Below are 18,601 nucleotides of genomic sequence, written 5' to 3' on the forward strand. Positions count from 1 at the left end.
TGGGGTTGGTTTTGCCGCTGTTATGGATACAAACGCCAGAATGCCCCGTAATGATACTACTATTCTACCATATTTTTATGATTGCCCGATGACGATGAACGGATCGTAATCTCTTCGTAATACAGCAATCTGTCTGATCGTCCGTGATGCCGTCGGGCGTCCCTGACCCCCTTTTCCCCTCCCAACCTCCCCGCACCGGAGTTCAAGAGCGGATCGCGCGCATGCATGGCATTGGGATGCGCCGTTTTCCCCTCACCCCCCGCCCCGCTCCCGAGCGCGTGCGCGGGCGACCGGCGCCACGTGCGCGGACGTCCCACGGTGGAAGCGTCGGTGTTCGCGCGGGTGGTCTGTCCGCCCTGAAACCCCGTATCGAAGGGAGGCACGCACCCGCTCACCCCACGAAGCAGTGCTCCTATCCCCTAACCGCTTACCCCGACCCTCGCCAGAAACGCCTGACACCATCCTTCGGGCAACTGCGCAAGTGGTTGGTGCGGATGATGTGAGTCGGAACCGCCTGTGATCAGCAAGGCGTACCGTTGCGCCAGGCGCTGATACATCGTTACCTGATCGGGATGATGAGTCGGGTAGTAGACTTCGATGCCATCCAGTCCCGCTGCCGCCATCGCAGCAATGTCCTCCGCAGTCGCCGGGATGGCGTACACCCCTTTCGAGCGCCCCGGATGCGCCAGTACCGCCACACCTCTCACAGCATGCGCAACGGCGATGATCTCATCGACGGCAGGAGGACGATAGGCGCCGGGCAGGTGCGTCAGAATATAGCGCATTCCCGCACTTTCGTCATCTTCTCCAGACAGTCGATTTGGCAGGTCGTTCGACCTGCCCAGCGCCGTTCCAATGTCGGCGACGTTCGGCGGACGCCCCAGTTCATCGATGCCGGTCAGACGAAACCCTGCGCGCATCAGCCTATCGCGCAGCGCTGCGGCATCAGCCCGATTGCGCGCTTCCACCGAACGGCAGAGCGCCTGCAATTGGGGCGCATCGGGGTCGACGCCGTACACGAGCACATGCCAGAGTTTGAACGGCAGCAGATCGTCAGAACGACCGGCAGGGAAGCCGCTGTCGATCTCGACCCCGGAAATGACCTGAATGCCAATGCGCGCGCCTGCTTCTTGCGTGGCGCGAACAGTGGCGGTGGTATTGTGATCGGTGACGGCGATCACGCGCAGACCGGCGCGCGCTGCCGCTTCCGCCAGCATCTCCGGCGTCCACGTTGCGTGATGAGGCGTCGCATGGGTGTGAATGTGCAGGTCGATCATGGCTGGTCGAGCAGGCGGTCGAGCAGACGGTTGTCGAGCGCACGCAGCGCGTCGTTGCGCCCCATCTCGAAAAGGGTCCGATGGTTGTGTTCCTCGTAGTCGATAATCCACTCCAGCGGCATAAGTTGCTGCGGCGCAACGACCAGCGGTTCGGTAATGATACGCGGAATGTTTCCCTCTATCCGCAAGTCGGGATTGCCGGTCTGTTGCGCGGCGCGTTCAAGTTTGTGCATTGCCTCAGCCAGTCGATTGTAGGCGCGCAAGGTTTTGATTGCGGTGCGATACGATGCCAGCAATGCCCAATCAAGCGTCAGCGACAATGCCTGCACCAGGTCCTGCGGCACTTCCTGCAATTGCTGGCGCATCACTTCGGGCGCCACATCCCACGGCGTCATCATCACGACGACGATCTCGACATCCTCTCTGGCTGCCAGATCGATCACCGGTCCCAGCGGCGTGTTTGCCAGTATTGCGCCATCCCAATATTTGCGACCGTCGATCTCCGTCCACGGATAGACCGTCGGAATGCTCGATGATGCCATCAAATGCTCGATAGTGATGGTGTCGGCTGGATGGTTGCGCAGCGGTCGGTTGCAGAAGACGCGCAGATCGCCGGATTGCAGATCGGTGGCGGTCAGCAACAGCGCAGGAGCGTCTGGCGCATTGATCCGCTCGAAGTCCATCCAGCGGCTTAGCGTATGGCGCCAGGGAGTAGTGTCGAGCATGCTGCGAAATGGTCGGCTACGAAAAACGCTGCTGATGCGCTCGATCAATCCTTCGGCGCTCATCTTGCGCTCTTCCGGCGGCAGCATCGCAGGCGATCCGCCATGCGCTTCCGAGGTCAATACACTGCGCATCAGGAAGCGAACAAGTGGGCGGCTGACCGTTGGCAGATCGCTCGATAGCCGATGCACATCCTCGGTGTGCATCTCAAGCCAGCGCGCCTTCAGTTCAGCGACGGTCAGACCCGACGCCAGCGCTGCGGCATTGATCGCTCCGATTGACGTGCCGGCAAGGATGTCGGGACCTCTTCCATCCTGCATCCAGCCGCGTTCGACTAGCGCCTCGATCACCCCGACGTGATAGGCGCCACGACCGCCGCCGCCTGAGAGGACTAGCGCTTTTTTCATTGTTTCCCGACCTCCTCTGTATCCATTTCTTGCTGCACAACTCGCCTTTCCGCCATGCCCGCGCGACTCGTACACCATTACGGCAGCGTCAGCGTCGTCAAAAGCAGCGCATGCGGCCCGGCGCGCGCCGGGTCGGCTGCGACGCCGCCGCTGACGGGCGCACGCTCGCCGCTGTTGGCATCGTACAAACCGATGACGACCTCATATGTTCCGGCCGGCAGGTCAGACGGCAACGGCAGCGGCAGCGGCACTGCCACTTGCTGACCCGCAAGCCATGCGCTCGCAGGCAGTCCGCCAACTCCGGCGGGCGGCACATCAACACCGGCGACACGCCGCCCCTGTACGTCGATCATCTGGAGAAACACCATGTAATCGCGCGTCGGAGATACGAGCGCTCCCCAGGAGGGCGTCACCGACAGATGATCAGGCGAGGCTTCGATCGTGACGCCGTGCAATGTAATCTCATCACCGAAACACGCATGGATTGGTTGCGCGAATGGACGCGGCAACTGATAGATCCTGGCGTACTCGATCCCGTGAATGGTGATCGTGTGAATCGGCGTCATCGCTTCGAACTGCCGGTAAATCTCGGGATGCGCGCCCCGTTGCACCGACTCCAGGTACACAACGGCGTAATTGACCGGCAATGTTCCCAGGTCGGTAATGTCGCGGACATCGACGGGCACGAATGGTTGCAGCGTTGGCCGCAATGCCGAGATCACCGGTCCGTATCGAATATCAGGGCGGGCGCTCAACCACGCTCCGACCTGATCCATGCCTTCACCCCATCCGATAAGCACCATGCGCTGCGCGACGGGACCGCCACCCAGGAGCGGATTGTAGTAACTCAGGTAGTACGGGTGATACCAGATAACCTGACCAACTTCAACGCCGCCCAGCGCGATCAACGTCGCCAGCGGGATACGCGCGAGCCACGCGCCGCCGCGTTGTATCGTCGTTGCACGGCGGGCGAACCATGCCCGCGCAGCACCATACCCGCGCACGATTCCGGTCGCTGCCAGGACCAGCAGTGAGGGCCAGATGGGCAAGACATACCGGTCGAACTTCTTCGCGCCCAGGGTCATCATGAAGGTCCAGAATGCGGCAAATGCGATGAAGACGACAAGTACGCGGTATCTGCTATCGAAGGGCGCTTCGCCTCGCCTCCAGAAACGCCAGGCGTCCAGACCGGCGAAGAGGCCGAACACGATCAACCCGATCAGCATAACCGGCGTTGTGCGAAACAGGCTGGCGACCGGGTAGAACCATACGCCGGGATCGTCGATTGCCTGACCGTTGAAAAATTGCCCATCACCATTGGGGCGTCCGCCATTGAAGATGATTTCATCGGCGTATGCGCGAAGCGCTGCGTCCGGCGCCGTCCAGAGCGCGGGCCATCCCGCGAAGACCACACAGATCGCTATGCCCAACCATACGCAGAAGCGCACAGCAGCATACCGCAGGCGATGGGCGATGCCCGATGCCAGGCGCAGTATGTCGCCTGTATGCCGGGATGTCGCCGTATATGCGGGAGCGAACGCAAAGAGGAGTACACCGGCGAATGGCAGGAAAATGAGCGCCGGTCCCTTCGTCAGCAACGCAAGTCCGGTCAGCGCTCCAGAACCGAGCAGCGCGGTCCATCCATCTTTGCCCGCCTGTTGTTGTCGCCAGGAAACCAGCAGCAAGAGCAGGCTCAGCGTGATCAGTCCGGTCAGAAGCGCGTCCAGATGGAGGACCCGACCATGAGCGATCAGATACGGCGACGTAGCCCACAGGAACGACGCGACCAGCGCGACGGTCGGATCGACAAGGCGGCGCAACAAGAGCCATGTTGCCATGCCGCACAGCGCCTGAAGGATCACGCCCGGCAGCCGCAACCAGGCGAGATGCTCGACCATGGCAGGCGCTCCGATCCAGCCCAGATCGCGCACCATGCGCTCGATCATTAACCCGGTGCGCCCCAACCAGAACATGGTGATGCCGGGATGCCCGACGTAGATAGTATCTGCCCAGCGACCGGCAGAGAGCGCAGCATCGAATCGTTCGGTGAACCGAATCCAGTGGTACGCTTCGTCGGTCGTTAGAAAATCGGCAAGCCCGAACGCGCGCGGCGCGAGCATGAGCGTGCCAAGTATCAGGGCAGTCAGCAGTGTTCTGCCGATCGTTAGCGCGCTTTGTGGCGCCAGGAATACGCTCGCGCCGCGCGCAGGGTTTCGTTCGACTCGCTGCATGCTTCTTCCTTGCCAGGCGTATGTCCATCGATGATTGTAGCAGAGATGGACGCCAGGCGCATGCTACGACATACCGGCGTAAGGTACTGTCCAACATCAGGACTCATGGCGCGTTGCGCAGATACGTTGCGAAACGGTATAATTCTTTCAATGGAAATGACAATTCATTCATCTGATACGGGTGACGACCATCAGGTCTGGATGCTGAGCATCCCCGAAATGATGCTGGAGAGGCGACGTTATGCCCGTCCAGTCAAGGCAGGAGAAAAGTCATGATAGAGCCGTCCCCTTCGCTGCCCGTTGTACTGACCCAGTCACAGGCAGCGTTGTCCGATATGCACAAGGGCGTCCAGCGCCGCGCCGCGCTTCAGGCGATCATGCGTCAGCTCAGCAAGTCGTTGACGGTGCTCGCCAGTGCCGCCGATATGATCGTGCAGGGGCGAACAGATGGCATTGCGTCGCAGTCGTTCCTGTTCTGGCTGCAACCCAATGCGCGTCAGGCGGAAGACGCCTTACATCGTCTGCGCGAATATCGATTGACCGGATCGCCTGCGGCGACGGAACTCATTCAGTGTCTCACGGTGCTGGTGCTGGCAGCCGATATGATCGTCCAGGGGCAACTGCGCGGCGATGCCTCACTCGAGACGTATGATCTTCTCCACCGCAACGCTGATCGGGCGATCAAAAGCCTGGAGGAACTGAAGAAGGAAGTGCTGTGGTAGGTGCGCTGTTGTGGGAACATGGCGCGGCGGCGCCGACTCCCGTCGTCCGCTTGTCACGCGCCGTCGGACTCTATGAGGTGATGCCGATTGGGATGGTCAAGTCGCGCCCCAGGAGGACCAGTCGATCATCGTCATGGGCAAGCGGTTCGAGAACCGATTGGCAACGCCACAGGGTGCGCGTGATACCCTCCTGATGCTCCGGCGATGGTGCAGGCGCCGGGACGATGTGCTCGATCAGACCATCAGCGCAGCGATAGCGACGGCAGACCTGCAATATGGGCATTTCCGCCAGGCGATCCTGCACGTGACGGCGAGCATAGCGAGCGAACCGACGACCTCACGCGCATAGCGCAGCATCACAAGATTGAGCCAACCGACGCGGACACCTTCCTGCTATGGGTTATGCCGATTGCAGGGAGCCGCGCGTCCGTCAGGAATGCGTCCCCGGTAACAAATGGTCCATTGCCGTGACAAGGGCGTAGGCGCGGGTGACACCGATCCGGCAGATCGAACCGCCGAATCCGACGACCGCCACAACTGATCGGCGTTCACCAGCGTGGTCGCGCTCCAGATTAAGGGTGAAACCCACGCCACTCGTTGAGCGGAACTCTCTACGCTCCCTCAAAAATGACCGTCCCTGATCGTTGCAGCAACGCTGCCAGATACTCTTCCCCAACGATTCGGAGTTGAGACGCCAGATCGCGGTACATGCCGACGAGCCATTCGACGGCAGCGTCGTCTTCGAGCCAGGCGATCTCGTCGGAAACGGCGGGCGGGCGGGCAAGGCAGGGCGCAGCCGCGCCGGTTTTGCGCAATTGACCTCCTGAACGAATTGCAGTTAGTCTCTCAATCGTCGAGGCGTTTGCAGATCGATAGTTCTGAGCGCCCCTGAACGGTACGTCAGCGCATCAACCATCGTTTCACCGATCCCCATGCCGCAACTGCCAGGGCGCGCCGCGCGCGATCTCCGATAGATGATTGATTGTGTGCTGAAACGGCGTGATAACCAATGCGCGCTCGTCGATAGCGGTGCGCAGAAAGGCATCATTCACACTCATTTCGTATAGGTGACGCTCTTCGGCAGCCATGGCGAGCGGATCGATCAGCATAAAGCGCGACAGATACGTTTCTGCTGCGGCAAAGGTTCCGCTACCGAACTGCGAAACAATGTGCTCGCGCGGTTGCGGTTCAAGAGCGACGACGCGATGCGCCGCCTGTGGCCCGCTGTTATAACGTATCATCGTGTGCGTCCCTGTCTCACGGGTCAACCAGTCGACGAAGGTTCCTTTGCCGGTGTCGCCAGCAGGCGATTGAACATCCAGGCGGCATCGGCAGGATGAAGCCCCTGCGGAAAGGCGCGCATCACCGCCTCGAGTGTGACCGCACCTGTCTCGAAGCGCAGAATGTTCGCCTGGCGTGATATTCCGGCGGCGTCGGGCAATAGGACATCCTCCACAAGTAAGTAGGAAATGCGCCCGCACTGCCTGACCGCTCAGTTCGCGGCCCAGGGCGCGCAGCGCGTCCGCCTCTGCCGGCGACAGATCGTTGTTGCGCGCATGGCGCGCGATTTTCAGCACCACCCGCGCCGAATCGGCGGTTGAGGAAAACAGATCGCCGGGAAACGGCGGTTATCACGCCGATAGACGCGCTGCCGCGTGGTGATGTGCAGAATGGCGGGCGCTGATTGCAAACGGCGGTGCACCGCGTCGCGCCAGTACTGTAATCGCTGAAAGGCAGCGGTTGCTTCGGCAGCGCGATTGGGAGGCCGGTCGTGATGCAGGATCGCCGCCGCTATGCGCAGACAACGCCAGCGCAATGCTGCGGCGTCGGCGCAGGTTTCATCGCCGAATAGATCGGCTGGATCGGTCGCCTGCTCAATTTGCTGAATTCAGTTCATCGGAGGTCATCTGAGTCTCTCGCTTGTCGATTGATGGCAGCGCTGGTATTGCCTCTCGCAGCCGATGCCTTGAATGTTACAATAACACGAAATCAAGAGGGCGTGTTATGACAGTTTATTCATCGGTGCGGTCTCAGAGCGAGGGAAACAGCAGAGGAGTCATGCGGAGCAATTCGTCGTAATCGGCGACGATCAGGTCGGGATCGGCAGCGCGCAGGTCGTCGGCGGAGTGGGTAGTTGCCAGCGCAATGCAGCGCATCCCGGCGGCGCGCGCTGCGGCAATGCCGGCGAACGAGTCCTCAAAGACCACGCAGCATTCGGCTGGGCGCTCGATGCGCTGCGCCGCTTCGAGGAAGATGTCGGGCGCGGGCTTGCCGCGCGGCACTTCTTCGCCAAGCGTGATGGCGGCAAACCGGTCGGCGATGCCCAGCGCCTCGAGTGTTGGAGCAACATTGTCTCTGGGAGCGGATGTGGCCAGCGCGATGCGCACCTGCCGTTGCTCGAGCAGATCGAGGAAGCGCAGCAGCCCTGGCAGTGGCGTAACGCCTGCCAGCATCTCACGGTAGATCGTTCCGGCTTCGGCGCTGTAGTGCGCTATCTCTTCCGGCGTCAATGTGCGCCCAAAGAGCGCCGGAAAAATATCGCTCTGCCGCATGCCGATCAGTCGGATGGCTTCGAACGGCGGCGGCGGGCGCAGGCCGTGTCGCTCGATGAATATCCGAAACGCTGCGTAGTAGAGCGGCATATTGTTGAGCAGGGTGCCATCCATGTCGAAGATAGCGGCAGTAAAAGGCTGCATATCGGACCTTCCGATCTGGTATTATTGCCATTGATACGCGATAAAGCAGGTCTTCTCATATTATGACTCTCCCGTTTTTTCCCGCAACGTACACGAAGGTCACGAAGGAAGATGCGTGTAAAATCGGTCGCTTTTCCTTTCCTTTGTGCGCTTCGTGACCTTCGTGGTCAGGCTCTATCCCGTTATGGATGGCAGCCATTATTATGCAGTATAGGAGACCTGTCTCGTGTGATGGAGATGCAGAATCATCTACAAGCAACGCTGATCCGAATCCGTGTTGCGCTACAATCGCGCGATGGTATGCGTCGCGCGGTTGATTTTCTGATCGCCGGGGTGCTATTTCGATTGCCTCCGTCCCTTCGCTCCGTCCTCTTTCGAGGCGAGCAATGCGAATGCCCCTTGTGCGGCGCGCACCTTTCGCACTTTCTCGTACTGCACCGGCCATTCTTTCGCTGGTGCCCCGTCTGTCGCTCGCTGCAACGCCATCGGTTCAGTTGGATGTCTCTGCAACAGTATATCCTGCCGGCGTACTCTATCCGATGGATACTCCACATTGCTCCTGAAGAGGCGTTGAGACGAGCGTTTCATCGTCTGCCGGGCGTTGGTTATGTTTCAATGGACCTGTATGCCGCCGATGTCCTGGTGCGCGCGGATGTCGGACGGTTGCCGTTTGACTCCGGCACATTCGACCTTGTGTATTGCAGCCATGTTCTTGAACATATTCCCGATGACCGCGCCGCGATGCAGGAATTGTGGCGCGTGCTTCGACCTGGCGGCATCGCCATCATTCTCACGCCATTGTGGGACAAACCAACATTCGAAGATGCGAGCATCACCGATCCTGTCGAACGGGAACGCCTGTTCGGACAGTTCGATCACGTGCGGTGGTATGGGTTCGACATCGTTGATCGCCTGACGGATTCGGGCTTTGCTGTTCAGACGATGCGCGCCGGTGACATGGCGGATGCTAAAGCGATCGTTCGCTTTGGTTTGGATGAGACCGATGTGTTATTCGTATGCACGAAATCGCACCGATAAGATTCTATTCACATTCTATGCCGCCGCCAGTGCGCGGAGCGCAGACAACGACGCAATCCGTCGTCGAGTAGAGAGAGTGATTCGCTGCGCTCGCAATGAGACCGTTCCCCTGGTTATGCGGATAGGCTGCTGGTATAATGGCGCGACTTCTGCCATTGTCGCGTATCGGCTGGGATTCTTTGCATCGCGCAGCATGATACCAATGACCGGTGACCATCCGGCATGGTCACCCCGAGCAGCGCGAGGGGTCTTGCGCGACCCGCTCCGATTCCGCGCTGCGTTTACCCTGAGCGAAGCGAAGGGCTCGGAATGACCAGCATGCGGCATCGTCAATCGTCATTGGTATGACACGTCCCGCTGCGGGATGCGCCTGATCGACCTACGGACGGTCGATCTCCTCGAGCCGGAGCGAGAGCACGCGGGATGCGCCATCGTCGCCCATAGTAATGCCGTAGATCGTGTCAGCCGCCTCAATGGTGCCGCGATTGTGCGTGACGACGATGAACTGCGTCTTTTCACTCAGTTCGGTGAGCGCATCGCGGAAGCGCCCGATATTTGCCTCATCGAGCGCGGCATCGACCTCATCGAGGACGCAGAACGGCGTTGGGTTCGCCCTGAGAATGGCGAAGAGCAGCGCGGCAGCGGTCAATGCCCGTTCTCCGCCCGACAGCAGCGCCAGGTGTTGTTGCCGTTTCCCCGGTGGGCGAGCGATGATATCAACGCCAAGCGATGCGATGCCTGGCGGTCTGGCGTCATTCTGATCATCGTCGTCGCCGCCATTGTCGTTGATCAACACCAGGCGCGCCTCGCCACCGCCGAATAGTCGGGTGAAACTGCGCTCGAACTCGGCAGCGACAATGCGGAACGTCGTTTCGAAGCGAGTGCGGATGGCGGTGTCCAGTTCGGCAATCAACTCGTTGAGCGTTGCCGAAGCAGCGCGCAGGTCGTGCATCTGACTGCTCAGGAACTCGTAGCGCGCAGCGGCTTCGTCGTACTCTTCGAGCGCCAGCGGGTTGATGACTCCCAGCCGTGCAATGCGCTGTTTCAGTTCGATGATGCGCTGATGCAGCGTGTCCGGGTTGCCGTCCGGCAGCGGTTCGGGATGGGAGCGCGCAGCGGCTTCAATGTCGATGCCGTCGCCGGCGGCGCGCTCCCGCAGGGTTTCCAGGCGATCCCGCGCGCGCTGCGCGTCGATGGTCGCCCGGTTATATGCCGACTCTGCGTCGATCAGGGCGCCGGTCAGGTTCTGGGTGCGCGTCTCGTGCTCCTCACGCTGCTGTTCCAGAACGGTCAACTCCGCTTCGGCGGGATCGATGCGGGCGCGGAGCGCGTCGATCTGTTCCAGAAGCGCCTGATGGCGGGCAGCGCTGTGAGTCAGTTCATGCGTCAGTGTTTCACGTTCATGATACAGGCGCTCGATACGTTCTTCCAGCGCCCGACGCTGATCGTTGCTGCGCGCCAGCGCCTGTGCGCCGGTGTGCAAAACGGCGCGCAGGGCGCGCACCTCGCCCTCGGCATCGGCGCGGCGCGCGCGCAGGACTGCCAGCGCCTCGTCGTCGGCGGCGTCTTCGGCGCGTTGTGCTGCTTCCTGCGCCTGCAACTGATCGACCTGCGCGCGCGCCGCGGCTTCACGCTGCGTTAAGTCTTCATGTTCGGCGATAACCGATCTGCGGCGATCGAGCAGTGCGGTCATTTCTGCGTCGATCTGCTCAATGCGCCGTTGCCGGATGAGGCGTTCCGCATCGGCACGGTCAACAGCGCGCTGCGCCTGTGCAGCAGCGGCGCGTTCCTGGTCGAGGTTGCGCTGCACCTGGCGCTGCTGACGTTCCGCCTCGCGCGCCATCTGTTCAGCGGCGGCATATGCTTCGCTGGCGACCACGTAGTGCGCGTGCGCCTGTTCGACGGCGCGCGTCGCCGCTTCCAGGCGTTCGGGAAGTTCGCGGAGTTCGCGTTCGCGCCGCAGTGTTCCGCTCTCCTTCACCGCTGCGCCGCCGGTGACGGCGCCAGCGGCGCTGACCTGCTCTCCTGCCAGGGTGACCATCGTCCACCCGCCGCCGATACGCGAGAGTTCACGCCGGGCAACCGCCAGCGAGCGAACCACCAGGGTACGACCGAGGAGCATATCGGCGATCGGACGGTAACGCTCATCCACGTCGATCAGGTTGGCGGCGACGCCGAGCACGCCGTCGTCCGGGTCTACCGTCCCATATGCCCGTCCGCCATTGCTGCCACGCGCACGGATGGTATCGAGCGGGAGGAATGTTGCGCGCCCTTCGCCGCTCCGTTTGAGGGCTTCGATGGCTGCCTCGGCATCTTCCCAATGATCGACGACGATGTTCTGAAGGCGCGAACCAAGCGCCACTTCGATTGCGGTCTCAAGTTCCGCCGGAACGCGCAGCAGGGTTGCGACGAGCGCAAAGCCAGTGCGCCGCTGCGCTTCCGCCCACTGCATCGCTGCACGCACGCCGGCGAACGTTCCGGCGTAACTGTGATGGAGCCGTCGCAGCGTTTCCAGACGCGCTTCCAGGTCCATCTGCCGCCGCCGCGCTGCTTCGAGCGTCTCGGCGGCGGCGGCGCGCTGGCGGCGACGGTGTTCGACATCACCGCGTGCCTGTTCGGCGCGGAGAGCGGCATCAGCCAGCTCGCGCTCCAGCGCCGCGACCTGCGCCTCAGCCTGCGCGCTTTCGTGGCGGCGAGCGGCCAGCGTCTCCTGAGCGGCAGCCAGGGACTCTTCGGCGACGGCGCGTTCACGGATCAGGTGTTCGTATTGATCGGCAATCTGCACCATCTGACGTTGCACCACTCCAAGCGCTGCGCGGATCTCCATCAGCGTGTGGTGCGCTTCATCGAGCGTCTGGCGCAACAGAGCGCGATTGGCGAGCCGTTCGGCGCGACGCGACTCATGGGCGCTGTACTCCTGCTGGATCTGTGCCAGACGTTGTTCGGCGCCGGCAAGGTGTGCGGCAGCGGCTTCCTGATCCGCCTGTTGTGCAGTGCGCTGATGGTCGAGGTCGCGCAATGCGTGTTCCTGATCCTCGATCTGGCGTGTCAGCGCGGTGAGACGCTCCTGACCGACCGCCAGCGTCCGTTGCACTGTCTCAGCATCAGTGTGGAGGGCGCTGCTTTCGGCGTGCAGCGCGCCGATGCGGTGGCGAAGAGCATGAATATGATCGCGGGTGTGCCGGAGCGTAGCGGAGGCAGCGGCGATCTCCGCCTGGCGTGCTGCAAGCGTGGACTCCAGCGCCTGAACCGACCGTTCGGCGGCAGCGCAATCCGTCCGTGCAATATTCCACAAATGAGCATAATATTGCTCGAGCAACGTATGCAATTCGGCGGTCAGGTCGCGGTGGGAGCGGGCAAGCGCCGCCTGGCGCTTCAGCGAACGGAGGCGAGGTTCGAGTTCGGTCAGAATATCGGCGCAGCGCGCGACATTGGCGCCCGTCTCGCGCAGGCGCCGTTCCGCATCGGTGCGGCGTTGCTCATAGACGCTGATCGCCGCTGCGTCCTCGAAGAGACGACGGCGCTCCAGGGGGTGCAGATTGAGCGCCGCATCGACGAGTCCCTGATTAATGATCGCATACGCGCCGCTGATCGGCGCTGCGACTTCCTGTACATCGCGCAGCCGGACACGTTGGCGATTGATGAAATACTCGTTCTCGCCAGAGCGCGTCGCGCGGCGGGTAATGGTCACTTCGCTGTACGGCGCGGGCAACAGGCGATCACGATTATCGATGGTCAGCGAGACTTCAGCGAAGCCAGCGGGCGCGCGCCGTCCGCCGCCGCTGAAGATCAGGTCTTCGGTGCGTTTGCAGCGGAGTGTGCCGGGGTGCTGCTCGCCGAGCGCCCAGCGGATGGCATCGACGAGGTTCGATTTCCCGCTGCCGTTGGGACCAACCACCGCCGTCACACCGGGCTGAAACTCGAACAGCGTATGCCCGGCGAATGTTTTGAACCCCTGGATTTCGAGACGACGCAGATACATAGGTTTCGGTGCAATCGCAAAATTGGCGTGATATTATATCATCATGGCTCTTGACAATCCGTTCATCTTGACAGAAGATGTACCCGCAGAGTAATATAGCATGTACTCAATCACACGTTAGCGCATGTTTGAGCCCGTAGCCACAGCCCGGCAGAGGGCTGTAGCATGCTGCACCTTTACAACTGAGCAGGAGGACGTTGTGCAATGGCTCGTATGGGCCTTGCCTGCGCTGGTCATCGGACTTGCAATCGGCGCAGGCATCGGCATTCTTATCTACAAAAACAGTGTTCAGAGCCAGATACGGCAGATCGAGGCGGAAGCCCGATTGCAACTGGAGGCGACGCGATCTGAGCAGAAAGATCTCATTCTGCGCGCAACTGATGAGGCGCTCCGGCTCCGCACCGAAGCCGAGGCGCAGATCCGCGAAGCGCGCGCGGCGCTGGCAAAGCAGGAAGAACGGTTGCAACGAAAGGAGGAGAACCTCGACCGCAAAATCGAGGGGCTTGAGCGACGCGAACGGCAGCTTCAGCAACGTGAGCGTCAGATGGAGCAACTCCACCAGGAAGCCGAACATCTGCGGCAGCAACAGCGCGCGGAGCTTGAGCGCATTTCCGCATTGAGCCAGGAAGAAGCCCGCGCCATCATTCTGAAGCGCGTTGAAGACGAGACGCGCGACGAAGCGGCGCGTCGCATTCGTGAAATTGAAAAGACGATGCACGAAGAGGCGGACAAACTGGCGCGGAAAGTGATCAGCATGGCCATTCAGCGGTGCGCTTCGGACTATGTAGCCGAAGTGACCGTTTCGACCGTGGCGCTCCCGAGCGAGGAGTTGAAGGGGCGCATCATCGGGCGCGAAGGGCGAAACATTCGCGCATTCGAGCAATTAACCGGGGTTGATATTATTGTCGATGATACCCCGGAAGCGGTCACGCTGTCGTGCCACGATCCAGTGCGGCGGGAAGTGGCGCGCCTGGCGCTGATCAAGTTACTCAAGGATGGGCGCATCCATCCGACGCGCATTGAAGAGGTCGTCCATAAAACGCAGCAGGAAGTCGATCAGGTTATGCGCGAAGAGGGCGAGCGAGTCGCCTACGAAGCGAATGTCCAGGGTCTGCACCCTGATCTGATCAAACTGCTGGGGCGCCTGAAATATCGGACGAGTTACGGGCAGAACGTACTCCAGCACTCGCTGGAGTGCGCGCTGCTTGCGGCGCATATTGCTGCTGAGATCGGTGCAAACATCAATGTGGCGAAAACTGCTGCGTTGCTGCACGACATCGGGAAGGCAGTCGACCATGAGGTGCAGGGACCGCACGCATTGATCGGAGCTGAGATTGCGCGTCGCCTTGGGAAATCACCGGCAATCGTTCACGCGATTGCCGCTCATCATAACGATGAAGAACCGCAAACCGTCGAAGCCTGGCTGGTTCAGGCTGTTGACGCCATCTCCGGCGGGCGCCCCGGAGCGCGCCGCGAGACGCTCGACCTCTACATCAAGCGCCTCGAAGCGCTTGAAACAGTGGCGACGTCCTTTTCTGGCGTTCAACGCGCCTTTGCTGTTCAAGCCGGACGCGAAGTGCGGGTGATGGTGCAACCCGACGCTATCGATGATCTTGGCAGTATTCATCTTGCCCGTGATGTTGCCAAAAAGATCGAAGAGAGTTTGCAGTATCCGGGACAGATCAAGGTGACGGTCATCCGCGAGACGCGCGCAGTGGACTATGCGCGCTGATCGGAACAGTATAAGGCGTCGAAACGCCTTACGGCAGGAGCGGCCCCGATTGCCGACCTTGTCGCACGGTCTCTCCGTCTGCTGGCGCGAGGCGTGCGCCTCGCGCGGCAATGATCCTGGCGCTGTTAGTGCAATCTACCAGCCGGCGCATCGGGCCGGCGCCCAACCCATTCGGAGGAGGCACGTATGGCAAGCAATCTTTCGCACTCCACACCCGCCACTCGCGCTGTCGGCGCACATAGCGCCGATGTGGTCGAGCGACAAAGCGCTGAGGTCTTGAAGGTTTCGACACGCTCGCGTCCAAGCGCCGTCGCCGGCGCGATTGCCGGTGTTATTCGCGATAGTGGCGTGGCGGAGGTGCAGTCGATTGGGGCAGGTGCGACCAATCAGACGATCAAAGCGGTGGCGATTGCGCGTAGTTATCTCAGTGAAGAAGGTATTGACATTGTTTGCACTCCTTCGTTCATTGACGTCGCCATCGATGATGAAGAGCGCACAGCGATCCGCCTGCTGGTTGAACGACGATAGGGGGAAGAATTGGCCGGTGGAGGGCGGTCGCGCGATACGAACGACCGCCCTGTTGTTTTTATCAATGGTTGCAATATTCAACGTCGCTACGACGACGCACCACGCCGTGCCAGGCGTTCTTGTGGTAGCAATGCGTGGTAGATAAAGGCATGCAACGGCGTTGGCACGCCAACCGCTGCTCCCAGACGTACAACGGCGCCGTTCTGCGCCTCGAGTTCTGATGGACGTCCCGCCATGATGTCGCGTTGCATAGACGCGGTCGTCTCGTAGGGCAGGGCGTCGAGTTGTGCCAGCGCAGCAGCGACAGCGCTCTCGTCCAGGGCGATGCCGCGCGCCTGCGCAACCGCGACGATTTCACGCATGCCCTGGATGAAGAGCGGGCGCGTTTCTGGAAGTTCGCGCAATAATCCCATTGGCGCTCTTGTGACCGCTCCCAATCCGCTGGTGGTCGCCCCAAACACAAATTTGCGCCAGACTTCTCCGTCGATGTCAGCCGGGATTGTCGCGCGCACCCCGGCGCGCTCCAGCCAGTCGCGCAGCGCTTCGACACGCGCGGTGCGGCGATTGTCGCGTTCGCCGAAGATGATGAGCGGGTTGATCCCGGAGTGCCGCACTGCCCCCGGTGCGATGCGTGCGACGAAAATGTAGCAGATGCCGTTCAGGGCGTGCGACTCTCCCAACGCCTGCGCCAGTTGGTCTGAGGCTTCGACGCCGTTGAGTAATGGGACAACGCCGGTTTCTGGTCCGATGAGCGGACGTATCTGCTCAATTGCTTCGCCGAGTTGCCGGGTTTTGGTTGCCACCAGCACCATATCGACCGGTCCCACGGTTGAAGGGTCATCGGTTGCCTGCACCGGGGTGATCCAGGCATCGCCGACAATGCTTTCGATCTGGAGACCACGTTCGCGCAGCACCGCCAGGTTGTCGCCACGCGCGATGAAGGTCACATCGGCGCCGGCCTGCGCCAACCGCCCGCCGAAATATCCGCCGACTCCGCCAGCACCAACGATTGCAATGCGCATAGTGTGCTCCTTGGTCGCCGAGAACTGAGAACCAGGAATCTTGAGATTGGACAACGTCTCTGTCAGCAAGAACCCTTCGGCGACGGTTTCACGGTGACGACCTTGAGGGTCGGCGACGTGCAACCTTCAACCTTCAAACCTTTCTCGTTTCGCGCTTCTTGCCACGTGCCGTTCGCCCTCCTGCAATGCACGTTCCAGAAGCGCCTGCATTCGGGTGTAGTGCGATCCCTGCCAGTAGATCTTGCCGCACGCCGTGCAGCGGCGGAATGTGTCGAAATACTGACGGGTCTTTGGTTCGAGCAGATGATCGATTTCCGCTTTGCTGACCGGCGTCGTCAGGCTGTTGCACCGCATGCAGCGCTGAAAAACTGTCGGCGCTGGCGTCAGGTTGAAACGGCGCATCACTTCAACAATCTGGCGCAACGGGATAACTTCGCGCACGAATGCGCCATGTATCACGATGCTGCGTTTGAGCAATCCCAGGTCGCGGGTCAGCAAAATGCGCCGTTCTTCGTGTGCCAATCGCGCCAGTTCCGCGTCGTGCGCATCGTTCCGGTAGAGACAGTCGTAGCCGAGCATACGCAGGTAGGCGGCCAGTCGCCCCAGGTGGGTATCGAGCACGAAGCGTCTATCGTCCAGCGGCGGGCGCAGGGGGATGGGGGTCTCCGGCGCCGACGCTATCGGGAAGACTTCGATTGCGACGCCGGGTTGCACCAATGTATCGAAATCGACCGGACGACCGTCGATGAGTAATGCGCCGATCTCAGGATGTGGCACGCCACAGGTTTCGATCAGGTTCTTGACCGTTTCGCGCCCACGACACGGACGCACAAACCATGTGTCGCGCACGTGGAGCGGCAGAAAGTCGTTCAGATCGCCATACACGCGGATCAGCGCCTGATCCGGTTGCAGCGCCATAATCGGTTTCATGGCGTGGATGTTGCGTGTGTTCGTTTCCACCAGAGTGCCATGAGAATCATTGCCAGACCAACGACCTGCGCGATACGCACGCCGCCAGCAGTGACCAGCGAGTCGACGCGCAGTGCTTCCAGCAGGAGCAACGCACTGCCCTGCACTGCCAGATAGGTCATTGCCAATGTTCCCGGTTGCGGGGAGCGACGAGCGACCCATGTCAGCACTCCCCAGGTCGCCAGCGCTGCCAGAAGATAGTAGAGCGCAACCGGATGCCGCAGCGTGCCGAACAGCGGCACAGCCCACGGCAGGTCTGTGGGTGCGCCGAGGGCGTCGCCGTTGAGCAACAATCCCAGCGATGCAATCGCCTGCGCCAGGGGAAGCGCCAGCACAGCGGCATCTGCCAGTGGTGCAGTGGCATCGTCTATGTGTCGCAACCGCAGATACGCATACCCGGCGAGCGTGCCGCCGATCAGTGCGCCGGGCCATGCCAGGTCTCCCAGGCGAAGCGCCAGAAATAGCCCCGGTGATTGGCTGTACATATCCCAGTTGAACAAACCATACCACAATCGCGCACCAATTGCGGCGCCTGCCAGGGCGAACGGCGCGCAACGACCGGCGCGCTGCTCAAGCGCCTCGCCGCCGCGCTGACGCGCCACTCGTTCGAATCGTGCGTGCCCGACGAAGATGGCGATCACCAGGAGCAACGCACCGCTGCCAAGATTCAGCGGACCGAGTTCGATGATCGGATGCATGCTATGGCGTTTCGGCAATCAGTTGTTCGATTGTTCCTTCAATCATACCACGCGACATTGGTCCGCGGTAGACGGCGCGGATCATTCCTCGCCGATCAACGAAGAAACTGGAGGGGAGCATCCGCACCTGATAGGCGGCGCCAACGCGGGCATCGCTGTCGAGCAACGCTGGAAACGTCAACTGCTGATCATGCATATACTGTACAACAGTGGCAACGTCTTCCTGTTGATTGACTGCCAGCACTATGAAGCCTTGATCGCGGAAGCGCTCATATGCATGCTGAATTGCCGGCATTTCGGCGCGACACGGCGGGCACCATGACGCCCAGAGATTGATCAGCACAACCTGTCCGCGCAGATCGCTGAGCGTAATCTCCGTGCCGTCGATGGCGGTCAGCGTAAATTCAGGCGCCGGATGCCCGATGCGTGGAGCAGGTTGCATAGCCCCCGGTGCGGGGGTGAGAGACGGCGCTGCAATGCCGGAGGTCATGCGCGTCGTCCAAATGAAGACGCTGCCGATCAACAACGTTGCGACTAGAAACAGATCCCAGAGGTTTCGAGAGAATGGCATGGTGC

19 protein-coding genes are annotated in these 18,601 nt (G+C 61.2%); 4 read left to right on the forward strand and 15 right to left on the reverse strand.

Annotation, left to right across the window (positions count from 1 at the left end):
• Window positions 1–419: 419 nt before the first annotated feature.
• The 3 genes from RCAS_RS04330 to RCAS_RS04340 form a co-directional block, all read right to left on the reverse strand.
• On the reverse strand, window positions 420–1,277 hold the full coding sequence (locus RCAS_RS04330; RefSeq protein WP_012119394.1) for a PHP domain-containing protein: 858 nt from the start codon (window positions 1,275–1,277) through the stop codon (window positions 420–422).
• Window positions 1,274–2,407 (reverse strand): patatin-like phospholipase family protein, encoded by a 1,134-nt coding sequence (locus tag RCAS_RS04335; protein WP_012119395.1) that lies wholly within the window; start codon window positions 2,405–2,407, stop codon window positions 1,274–1,276. Before RCAS_RS04335 ends, RCAS_RS04330 begins: the two co-directional genes overlap by 4 nt.
• Before the next feature lie 77 nt (window positions 2,408–2,484).
• A complete protein-coding gene (locus RCAS_RS04340) occupies window positions 2,485–4,638 on the reverse strand; it encodes a glycosyltransferase family 39 protein (protein ID WP_012119396.1) in 2,154 nt (717 codons plus the stop codon).
• A 272-nt stretch (window positions 4,639–4,910) separates the two neighbouring features.
• Between RCAS_RS04340 and RCAS_RS04345 the strand changes: the two genes are divergently transcribed.
• Complete coding sequence (locus RCAS_RS04345) at window positions 4,911–5,360, forward strand: hypothetical protein (RefSeq protein WP_012119397.1); 450 nt, start codon at window positions 4,911–4,913, stop codon at window positions 5,358–5,360.
• Between the two features lie 70 nt (window positions 5,361–5,430).
• Here RCAS_RS04345 and RCAS_RS04350 read toward each other — a convergent pair whose 3' ends face one another.
• The 7 genes from RCAS_RS04350 to RCAS_RS04365 all read right to left on the reverse strand — a co-directional run bounded on the left by RCAS_RS04350 (window position 5,431) and on the right by RCAS_RS04365 (window position 8,056).
• On the reverse strand, window positions 5,431–5,643 hold the full coding sequence (locus tag RCAS_RS04350) for a hypothetical protein (RefSeq protein WP_041330203.1): 213 nt from the start codon (window positions 5,641–5,643) through the stop codon (window positions 5,431–5,433).
• 147 nt (window positions 5,644–5,790) lie between these two features.
• Window positions 5,791–5,949, reverse strand: a complete 159-nt coding sequence (locus tag RCAS_RS24870; RefSeq protein ID WP_157042544.1) for a hypothetical protein — start codon at window positions 5,947–5,949, stop codon at window positions 5,791–5,793.
• 22 nt (window positions 5,950–5,971) lie between these two features.
• Entirely contained in the window at window positions 5,972–6,175 is a 204-nt protein-coding gene (locus RCAS_RS23210) for a hypothetical protein (protein WP_049768791.1), read from the reverse strand.
• A 105-nt stretch (window positions 6,176–6,280) separates the two neighbouring features.
• On the reverse strand, window positions 6,281–6,601 hold the full coding sequence (locus tag RCAS_RS25520; RefSeq protein ID WP_049768792.1) for an adenylosuccinate synthetase: 321 nt from the start codon (window positions 6,599–6,601) through the stop codon (window positions 6,281–6,283).
• A gap of 23 nt (window positions 6,602–6,624) precedes the next feature.
• The gene (locus RCAS_RS25525) at window positions 6,625–6,801 is read right to left on the reverse strand and encodes a hypothetical protein (RefSeq protein ID WP_198135999.1); all 177 of its coding nucleotides are present in this window, start codon (window positions 6,799–6,801) and stop codon (window positions 6,625–6,627) included.
• 129 nt (window positions 6,802–6,930) lie between these two features.
• A complete protein-coding gene (locus tag RCAS_RS04360) occupies window positions 6,931–7,176 on the reverse strand; it encodes a hypothetical protein (RefSeq protein ID WP_012119398.1) in 246 nt (81 codons plus the stop codon).
• 214 nt (window positions 7,177–7,390) lie between these two features.
• Window positions 7,391–8,056, reverse strand: a complete 666-nt coding sequence (locus RCAS_RS04365; protein ID WP_012119399.1) for an HAD family hydrolase — start codon at window positions 8,054–8,056, stop codon at window positions 7,391–7,393.
• A gap of 498 nt (window positions 8,057–8,554) precedes the next feature.
• Between RCAS_RS04365 and RCAS_RS25530 the strand changes: the two genes are divergently transcribed.
• Window positions 8,555–9,094 carry a class I SAM-dependent methyltransferase gene (locus tag RCAS_RS25530; RefSeq protein ID WP_198136000.1) on the forward strand — a complete coding sequence of 180 codons (540 nt, stop codon included), beginning with the start codon at window positions 8,555–8,557 and terminating at the stop codon, window positions 9,092–9,094.
• A 379-nt stretch (window positions 9,095–9,473) separates the two neighbouring features.
• On the opposite strand, the gene smc is transcribed toward RCAS_RS25530, so the two are convergent.
• Window positions 9,474–13,076, reverse strand: coding sequence for a chromosome segregation protein SMC (smc, locus tag RCAS_RS04380; RefSeq protein ID WP_012119401.1), 3,603 nt, complete (start codon window positions 13,074–13,076; stop codon window positions 9,474–9,476).
• 124 nt (window positions 13,077–13,200) lie between these two features.
• Between smc and rny the strand changes: the two genes are divergently transcribed.
• Together rny and RCAS_RS04390 are read left to right on the forward strand one after the other, a co-directional pair.
• Entirely contained in the window at window positions 13,201–14,808 is a 1,608-nt protein-coding gene (gene rny / locus RCAS_RS04385; RefSeq protein WP_012119402.1) for a ribonuclease Y, read from the forward strand.
• Between the two features lie 186 nt (window positions 14,809–14,994).
• Window positions 14,995–15,336 carry a stage V sporulation protein S gene (locus tag RCAS_RS04390; RefSeq protein WP_012119403.1) on the forward strand — a complete coding sequence of 114 codons (342 nt, stop codon included), beginning with the start codon at window positions 14,995–14,997 and terminating at the stop codon, window positions 15,334–15,336.
• 86 nt (window positions 15,337–15,422) lie between these two features.
• Here the strand turns inward: RCAS_RS04390 and RCAS_RS04395 are convergent, their stop codons facing one another.
• The 4 genes from RCAS_RS04395 to RCAS_RS04410 all read right to left on the reverse strand — a co-directional run bounded on the left by RCAS_RS04395 (window position 15,423) and on the right by RCAS_RS04410 (window position 18,596).
• Window positions 15,423–16,358: a 2-dehydropantoate 2-reductase gene (locus tag RCAS_RS04395; protein WP_012119404.1), complete on the reverse strand. Its 936-nt coding sequence runs from the start codon at window positions 16,356–16,358 to the stop codon at window positions 15,423–15,425.
• A 126-nt stretch (window positions 16,359–16,484) separates the two neighbouring features.
• On the reverse strand, window positions 16,485–17,318 hold the full coding sequence (locus RCAS_RS04400) for a Mut7-C ubiquitin/RNAse domain-containing protein (RefSeq protein ID WP_232280165.1): 834 nt from the start codon (window positions 17,316–17,318) through the stop codon (window positions 16,485–16,487).
• Complete coding sequence (locus tag RCAS_RS04405) at window positions 17,285–18,043, reverse strand: prolipoprotein diacylglyceryl transferase (RefSeq protein ID WP_232280166.1); 759 nt, start codon at window positions 18,041–18,043, stop codon at window positions 17,285–17,287. The genes RCAS_RS04400 and RCAS_RS04405 overlap by 34 nt, the downstream gene beginning before the upstream one ends.
• Window positions 18,027–18,596, reverse strand: a complete 570-nt coding sequence (locus RCAS_RS04410) for a peroxiredoxin family protein (RefSeq protein WP_012119407.1) — start codon at window positions 18,594–18,596, stop codon at window positions 18,027–18,029. The genes RCAS_RS04405 and RCAS_RS04410 overlap by 17 nt, the downstream gene beginning before the upstream one ends.
• Window positions 18,597–18,601 lie beyond the last annotated feature (5 nt).

It is taken from the genome of Roseiflexus castenholzii DSM 13941, assembly GCF_000017805.1.
Classification (GTDB): domain Bacteria; phylum Chloroflexota; class Chloroflexia; order Chloroflexales; family Roseiflexaceae; genus Roseiflexus; species Roseiflexus castenholzii.